The organism is Brevibacillus jepli (assembly GCF_047229145.1).
Lineage (GTDB): Bacteria > Bacillota > Bacilli > Brevibacillales > Brevibacillaceae > Brevibacillus.
In genome coordinates this window covers 1-7,824 of record NZ_JBFEFW010000063.1, presented here as the reverse complement: position 1 = coordinate 7,824, position 7,824 = coordinate 1, and the positions used below count along the sequence as shown (strand labels likewise).

Sequence of the window (7,824 nt, the reverse complement as noted above, 5' to 3'; positions counted from 1 at the left end):
GGGAATCAAGACCATACCACACTATACATGAATTTATCCTGTTCGAAGGAGGAATCGCTTTGAGCCGCTTCAAACATTTGATCAATCGTTGGTCTCGTACCCCTCCGCAACGGACTGCAAATCGTGATCTTCAGCATAAACAGAAAAACCGAGTAGAACTTTCCAGACGGTTGGACGACAATCTTCAATTGCTTCAAGAGGTTTATGCGGACTGCTCCGACGTCATTTTTCATGACTTTTGGATCGGGGATCAAACGAGAGCCGCGCTTATCGATCAAGTCCATATTTGTGTGTAAATTCGCCCTTGGTTAGAATGAGCCCCCTTCCGTCCCCCGGAGGGGGGAGACGCAGGGGGCACGCCCCCTGCACCCCGTCACTCGCCGTGTGGCAGCCCCAGCAACGGATTGCTGGGCCTATCAAAAGTTTGTTGAAAAGAGCCTGTCAAGGCTACATGGAACGCTTCGCGGCCTTGACAGGCTACGACAGGCGTCGGTCAACCGATGCGCGTCACTTTGGCACTCATGTTAGCGGCCTGTGATTCACGCCACTCCAGATACTCGGCCATATCCAGATACCTTCTCCCGCTTGCCCACTTCTCATCGATTTCCATGAGCAAAGCACCGATCAGCCGCAGAGCCGATTCACGGTTCGGAAAAATCCGAATCACCCGTTCACGGCGGCGGATTTCCTCGTTCAGACGCTCCAGGCCGTTTGTCGTGCGAAGCCGTTTCCGATATGGTTGGGGCAGCAGCAATACAGCCGTAGCATCTTCGAAGCCTGCCTCCAGAACGGCCATCGCTTTTGGTGCTTTCGTTTCGTACATTTCAATCGTCTGGTTTAGGAGCAACCGTGCTGTATCCATATCCGGGGCATCCAACATGGCCCGAACCCGACTATACACCTCGTCTTGCAGTGCTTTCGGCGTGGCGTCCAGAATATTGCGCAGGAAGTGCGTTTGGCACCGCTGCCAGGTGACTCCTTGGAATTGCTTGCGAATGGCTCGAACCAATCCACCATGGTCATCGGACACCACGAGATCAACGCCTCGCAACCCGCGGCTTTTCAGCCAGCCAAAAAACTCACTCCAACTGGCTTCTGACTCACTGTCACCAAGCATCACACCCAATACCTCCCGGTAGCCATCGGTGTTGACACCCATGCCAATGAGAGCACCTCGTGACCGCACCCGACCGTCTTCGCGCACCTTGAGTACCAAGGCATCAACGATGACAAAGGGAAACGAAGTGTCATGAAGCGGACGGTTGTTCCATGCCGTTACGACAGGATCGAGCTGTTTGCACAGTTCTGACACCGTGGATTTCGAAAACTCCGTGCCACACAACTCCTCGGTGATCTGGGCCACCTTACGGGTCGACACTCCGTTGACCACCATCTCCATCAAGGCGAGCACCAAAGCCTGTTCGCTGCGTTGGTAACGGGCAAACAACTCTGTCGAGAACTTCCCACCGCGAATCCGGGGGACTCGAAGCGTAATCGTTCCTACGCGAGTCGTCAACTGGTGGGGATATGAGCCGTTCCGATAACCTTGGCGATTTTCCGTCCGTTCGTAGGGTTCCGCCCTCAGTTGTTCTGTAGCCTGGGCTTCCAGCACTTGGTTCAATACGGATTCCAGCAGTTTGGCCACTCCCGCATCCTGAGAATTCCCTAAAAAAAGCTGATGCAAAAGCTTGGAATCTACGCTAATCTGGTATTGAGCCATAACAAAAACTCCTCTCTTAAGAATGGTGTCTGCAAACTTCATTCTAACCGAGGGTTTTTGAAATGGCTCTCTTATTTTTAAGAGACTCCATTTTTACACAATTATACGGACTCAACTGGGAACGGAAACCGCGTTACATTCGAGATCAGTTACAGTGGATTGATAAGCACGCCAAAGACACAGATGCGGACGCACTTGCGAAAGCGCTTGAAACATCAACTCTACCAGGCCACGGATTTTGTGGACGCGCTGCACCATTTCGCTGAACGAAAACCGGGCGCGGAACCAACCATTCCCACAGACATCCGATTGTTGGAAGAGCCCCAGCGGCAGATGTTGAAGATGAAGCCGCAAATTCGTCCGTTTGAAGTATACCAAGCAATCCTGGAGGGATCGAGATGAGTGAAGTGACGATGGAACTGAAGTCCGTATTCAGCGCACTGCAGTTAACCGCCGCCGCTCAAGCACTGGACGAGCTTCTGATGGAAGCCGAAACCCGACAGTGGAGTTACCGCCAGTGTTTGCAGTGCGTACTTTCGTACGAATTGAAAAAACGGGAAGAAAAGCAGTTTGCCCGCCGATATAAACGTGCTGCTTTTCCGGAGCTGAAAACTCTGGATGAATTCCGGGTTGATCAACAGCCCTCGCTCGGAAAACGACAGCTGCAACAACTTCGGGAACTGATCTGGCTAGAACAGCATTACAACCTGCTGTTCCTCGGCCCGCCGGGCGTAGGAAAAACGCATCTGGCGATCGCATTGGGCGTTGAGGCGCTGAATCAAGGGTACAACGTCAGCTTCGCCACCATGGATCAGCTCTTGCAGCTGTTGAAAACGCAAGAGATTTCTCGGAACGCCCAACTGCGGGTGAACCGGATCGTGCGATCCGATCTGGTGATTGTGGACGATCTGATGTTCATGGCGCTGGATCGACAGGAAGCGCACTTGTTTTTCCAGTTGGTCAACAAGCTATACGGACAAGCATCTATCATTCTCACATCCAACAAAGGACCAGAAGAATGGGGAGATCTGCTTGGCGATCCCGCTGTCACCGCTGCTATTCTGGACCGCATCCTGCATCGAAGTGAGGTGATTCATCTGACGGGAGACAGTTATCGGATCAGGCACCGTGAAACCATATTTGGAAGTTACTAGTTGTTGAATATAAATTAGCGAAATTTGTTCAAAGATACTTGACGGTTGCAAGAAGCCTTAGGGAATCAAACCATACCTGTATTTCGGTTACGAGTGCAGGATATTGCTGACAGTCCTATACTGGAGCCAATTTAGTCTGGTCAACATCACATTCAGCCACACAAGAGAAAGGAACTTCTACCGCATCAACAAGATGCACTTGAAGACTACACAATTTGGATTTCAGTCTCACGATCGCGGCAAGTTCAAGCAACTACCCCCATTCGCTACATCAGGCGAGCCACCCAGTTTTTGCTGGTGAATAAAACCGCGTTTTCACAACTCCAACGCAATTCAGGACCTCCATATCGTCCTATAAACTCCGGATCAAAGAACTTGCAATGAAAACATAGGAGAAGACCACTCCAATGCTTTATACAAGCGATAAGGGTGGTCTTGGACCTCCTTGCAATAATGTTTACGTTTAACCAAGCGTCATAAAGCTAGTTAAAAAGAACAAGAGAAAACTATTGCAGAAGAATAAACATCGTGACATTATTTAGATTCTACATCAACAAATTCCATTGGTGGCAAGCTGTTTACCAAATCCACTGTTTGAATAGATACATTAATGATTCGTAGTAGCAAATCAAAAATGTAGCGTTCATCTTCAGAATACAAGTTCGGATCATCAATGATGCCAGAATTCTTATCCGTTTTCACCTGATACTGGTCCATAATCCATTCGATTGCTGAACGACCGTTTACCACATACTCATATGCCTTCTCCGGGATATTCGTAATGGTAATGTCAGTATTGAAGACAATTTTATCCAATATTCCTTTCTTAGGGTGTTTCATCTTTTTAACCTTGTACGAAGGATTTGCTTTACCTTCAATTACAACTTCAGAATATGGATCAATCGTTTCGTAGTTAAGGTGTAAGTTAGCTAATTTTCTTCCTACTTCAGCAAATTTTTCTTTATTTTTCAAGATAGGAATACGTGGCAATTCTTTCTTCAAATTATTAGCATACTTCTCACGGTACTCTTTTGAGTGTAAAACACCATATACATAATAAAACACATCATCTTCTGAAAGATTTAATTTGTCAATAAATGAGCCATTTATGTTGCTAGTATCTATTAAGAGAGCACCTGTTTGGCTATTATCGTAACAATAAAATCCTTGTCCTTTTTCCATCAAATCAAGGTTAGGAATTTTGTCTATAATTATACATGAAAAATCTCGACTCGAACCTGCACCAGTAACATAAATTACTTTATTCTCTGATCCGAATATATCCTTATATCTACTAGGACGTTCAATAATATCCGTTTGGTAGTACAAATATTTCTTTGTAAAAGGGCGATACATGCTTGTGATTACTGATTTATCATCCAATTTAATTCTCGTACCTTTAGTAAGTTTTTGCTTGAGTCCTGAGCTCCACTTAACAAAGTCACCAGAATTATTTATTTGATTAATTTTCTCCCTTTCATCTTTAATAATACTTAAACGAATTACCTCAGAATTGTAATTCTTAACCATTTGTTGGGTATTTTTAATTACCTGTTCTCGACTAAAACCATATACCCAAGCATCACGGTTTGTGCTGACACCAATCGCTTTATTCATGAAAACTCCGCCATCCATTAGGTCAAACTTTTCGTAATTTTGATCACGAAGATTTATCCAATCATTGTTTGCGTCAGGATGGATTTTAGTCCATTTTATACCACTTACAGAAGTAAAATCGGAGATAATCGCCAATTTCTGTTCACGAGAAAGATAGTTGCCGATATCATGATAATAAATTTCGTGGTTTTCTGTTCCATCTCTTACAAGAATCGTAATCGCAATTGGTGTTCTACTTCCTGAACCAAAGATCTTTCCGCCTTCTTGACGTGATTTTTCTCCCAATGTTCTTTGATCTCCACGAAGATTAAACACATAAATGTAATTAAATTCATCATGCAGGCACTTACGTAATCCATTCGTACTGTTGCTGTCAATAAACGATCCATTAGTAACAAAACCAATTATGCCTTTACTTCCTATACGGTCACTTGCCCATCGGAAGGCCTTTATATAGGAATCATACAAGCTCTTTTTCAAGCTAGCCGTTGAATATCTTGCATAAGTCGAGTCTATGCGTTCGTCTAATTTTGGATATGACTGGTTTTGATTGTTGTCGTTCTCATTTGTTTGACCAATCGAATATGGGGGATTCCCAATTATTGCAAAAATAGACTCCTTCCGCTGTCTTTTAAGGCGTTCATTGTTTTCGCCAAACAACTCGTCTTCAAAAGAATCTTCTTTCTCTGTACTTTCAAAGGTATCCGTTAAAACTATACCTTCAAACGGCTTGTAATCACCTTCCATTATGGAATGGAAAGTTTCTTCAATATTGATTGCAGCAATATAATAGCTTAATAGCACAATTTCATTTGCATGAAGTTCTTGAGTGTACTTACGCAACAAATCATCCTTAGAAATTAATCCACTTTGGAGTAATCTCACGATAAATGTTCCAGTACCTGTAAATGGATCAAGTACATGAACCCCTTCATCACTTATTGATTTACCAAAATGTTTCTTCAATACATCTTCGACAGATTGAATGATAAAATCCACAACTTCAATAGGTGTAAACACGATTCCCAAACGTTCAGTCGTTTCTTTAAAACCAACTTTAAAGAATTTATCATAAAGTTGAACAATAATATCCTGTTTTGCTTTCAAATTATCAATGCCTTCAGCTCGAACCCTAACACTCTGGTAGAAGTCTTTTAAGCGTTCTTGTTCCTTCACAAGCCCTTGTTCACCCATTACCTTCAACACTGCATCCATTGCTCGTGAGACAGGGTTATCTTTAACAAAGCTGTATGAATCAAACAACGCCTCAAATACTGGTTTTGTAATCAGGTGTTGTGCAAGCATTTCAATCGCTTGTAAGTCTGAAATAGACCCATTAATGTTGTGACGTAGCCCTAAGATAAACTTTTGGAATGCCTTATACGCTTCACTATTCGTATCCTCCAACATCACACGAATACGCATCATATGTTGTTGAGCAATTTCGGCAACGTCTTTCGACCAATCTTCCCAATAACGTACATTTCCAACCTTTTTTACAATTTTTCCATAAATCGCACGTTCTATATCCGAAAATTCTTCTTCATCAAGATTTAATGATAACTGTTCTGATACTGGTTCTGCTATAATAAATCCGCCTTCACTTTCGTTCGGTGCAGAACCAACCCCAATAACTTGTAACTGATCAGGTTTTTTCTTATTTAATTCCAATTTATTGATCGTTGCATCGAAACGTTCGTCTAGCGAACGTAATGCGTTGAGAACGTCCCAAACTACTTGATACTTCTCATTTTTATCTAAAACCTCATTTTCATCAACACCAGAGGGAATTCCAATCGGAAGGATAACATATCCGTAATCCTTACCTTCAGCCTTACGCATTACACGCCCTACTGCCTGTGCAATATCAATACGTGATTTACGAGGTTTTAAGAACATAACAGCGTCCAAATCAGGGACGTCTACACCTTCTGTAAGGAAGCGAGCATTTGAGAGGATTCGACAAGTGTTTGGTGGAACATCTGATTTTAACCAAGCTATCTTTTCATTCTTCTGCAATGCATTCATAGAACCGTCGGCATGATCTATTTCTACACGAACAACATTTCTTTGGTCCCCTGACTCATTGATATACATATCGACAACTTCTGTAAACATCTCTTTAATCAATTTCGACTCACGAATTGTTCCAGCAAAAGCAATAGCTCGTTTCATTGGATTGGCTGAAATCACGTTAGAATTACTCTTACGTTTAATCAAACCATTCCAACAGCCGATAATTTTCGTTACATCATCAAATTCAAGTTCGCTATCACGCTTACTTGCCAACATCGTTTGAAAGCGTCGAGCAATCATCTCTTCATCAACGGCAAGAACCATTACCTTATAATCAGTCAATATCCCTTTATTTACAGCATCACCGAATCCAATACGGTAAAACTCCTCACCGTATATGTCTTTGTCATTCATATCTGCAATAACGACAGACATTTCATCCGCTTTCTTCTTGGCATCTTCACCATATATACGAGGTGTTGCTGTCTGGTAAAGACGTTTCTTAGCTTTAATATTGTCATTGCTATGTACTTTCACAAAAGCACTAGCTTCTTTTCCTAATTCTGTTGCACCAGTCGTACGATGGGCTTCATCACAAACAACTAAGTCAAACTCATAGAAACCATTTTTCTGAGCTTTAATAATTACATCAATAGACTGATATGTTGAAAACACCACTAAGAATTTGCTTTGACGAACGGCTGAATCAATAACCTTCTGACGTTCCAGTAATTTACGGTAATCAGTTGTTGCCGGATAACCTAAGTCTGCAGCTACAATATCCTCAAACTCATTTTCACCTTTTGCTTTCTTCGTAACTTTTCTATCCGAACACACAGCAAAAGTATCCATTTCATCACGATACTTTGAGTCGGCAGTCCAACCTCTTAAAGATTGGGAAAGCAACTGAATACTAGGTACAAGATATAATACCCTGAATGTACCATTTTTCTTCTCAGCCATCCTTTCGGCAATTACCATCGAAGTATATGTTTTTCCTGTACCAGGAGCCATAATTAACTTTCCACGATCAGCAGTCTCAAATCCATTTACTACTGCTTCAATGGCCGGAATTTGGTGAGGGCGAGGTTGTTTAGGTGCTTTTAACTCAATTTTCTCTGGCTTCTCAAAGGAAAATTGTGACCAATCAATTTCGCTATCACGCAATTGTGACAAACCAATACGGGCAATATTCTTGTCACGGTTTAATAAAGCATCGTCCGCATTACTACTCCACTTAGATCAAGTCCATATTTGTGTGTAAAATTGCCCTCGGTTAGAATGCCCCCTTCCGTCCCCCGAAGGGGGAGACGCAGG

General features: G+C 42.9%; 4 protein-coding genes and 1 pseudogene. 3 read left to right on the top strand and 2 right to left on the bottom strand.

The features are described 5' to 3' along the window. Window positions 1-296 (top strand): annotated as a pseudogene (locus AB1L17_RS31000) (hypothetical protein); the annotation flags it as partial. Between the two features lie 197 nt (window positions 297-493). On the opposite strand, the gene AB1L17_RS30995 reads toward AB1L17_RS31000, so the two are convergent. After that, complete coding sequence (locus tag AB1L17_RS30995; RefSeq protein ID WP_171506495.1) at window positions 494-1,720, bottom strand: IS256 family transposase; 1,227 nt, start codon at window positions 1,718-1,720, stop codon at window positions 494-496. Between the two features lie 195 nt (window positions 1,721-1,915). Here AB1L17_RS30995 and AB1L17_RS30990 point away from each other — a divergent pair, with 195 nt between their 5' ends. Continuing rightward, window positions 1,916-2,122, top strand: a complete 207-nt coding sequence (locus tag AB1L17_RS30990; protein ID WP_412848778.1) for a hypothetical protein — start codon at window positions 1,916-1,918, stop codon at window positions 2,120-2,122. Beyond that, window positions 2,119-2,874, top strand: a complete 756-nt coding sequence (gene istB / locus AB1L17_RS30985) for an IS21-like element helper ATPase IstB (RefSeq protein ID WP_310769255.1) — start codon at window positions 2,119-2,121, stop codon at window positions 2,872-2,874. The genes AB1L17_RS30990 and istB overlap by 4 nt, the downstream gene beginning before the upstream one ends. Before the next feature lie 534 nt (window positions 2,875-3,408). Here the strand turns inward: istB and AB1L17_RS30980 are convergent. Next, window positions 3,409-7,674 (bottom strand): DEAD/DEAH box helicase, encoded by a 4,266-nt coding sequence (locus AB1L17_RS30980; protein ID WP_412848779.1) that lies wholly within the window; start codon window positions 7,672-7,674, stop codon window positions 3,409-3,411. Window positions 7,675-7,824 lie beyond the last annotated feature (150 nt).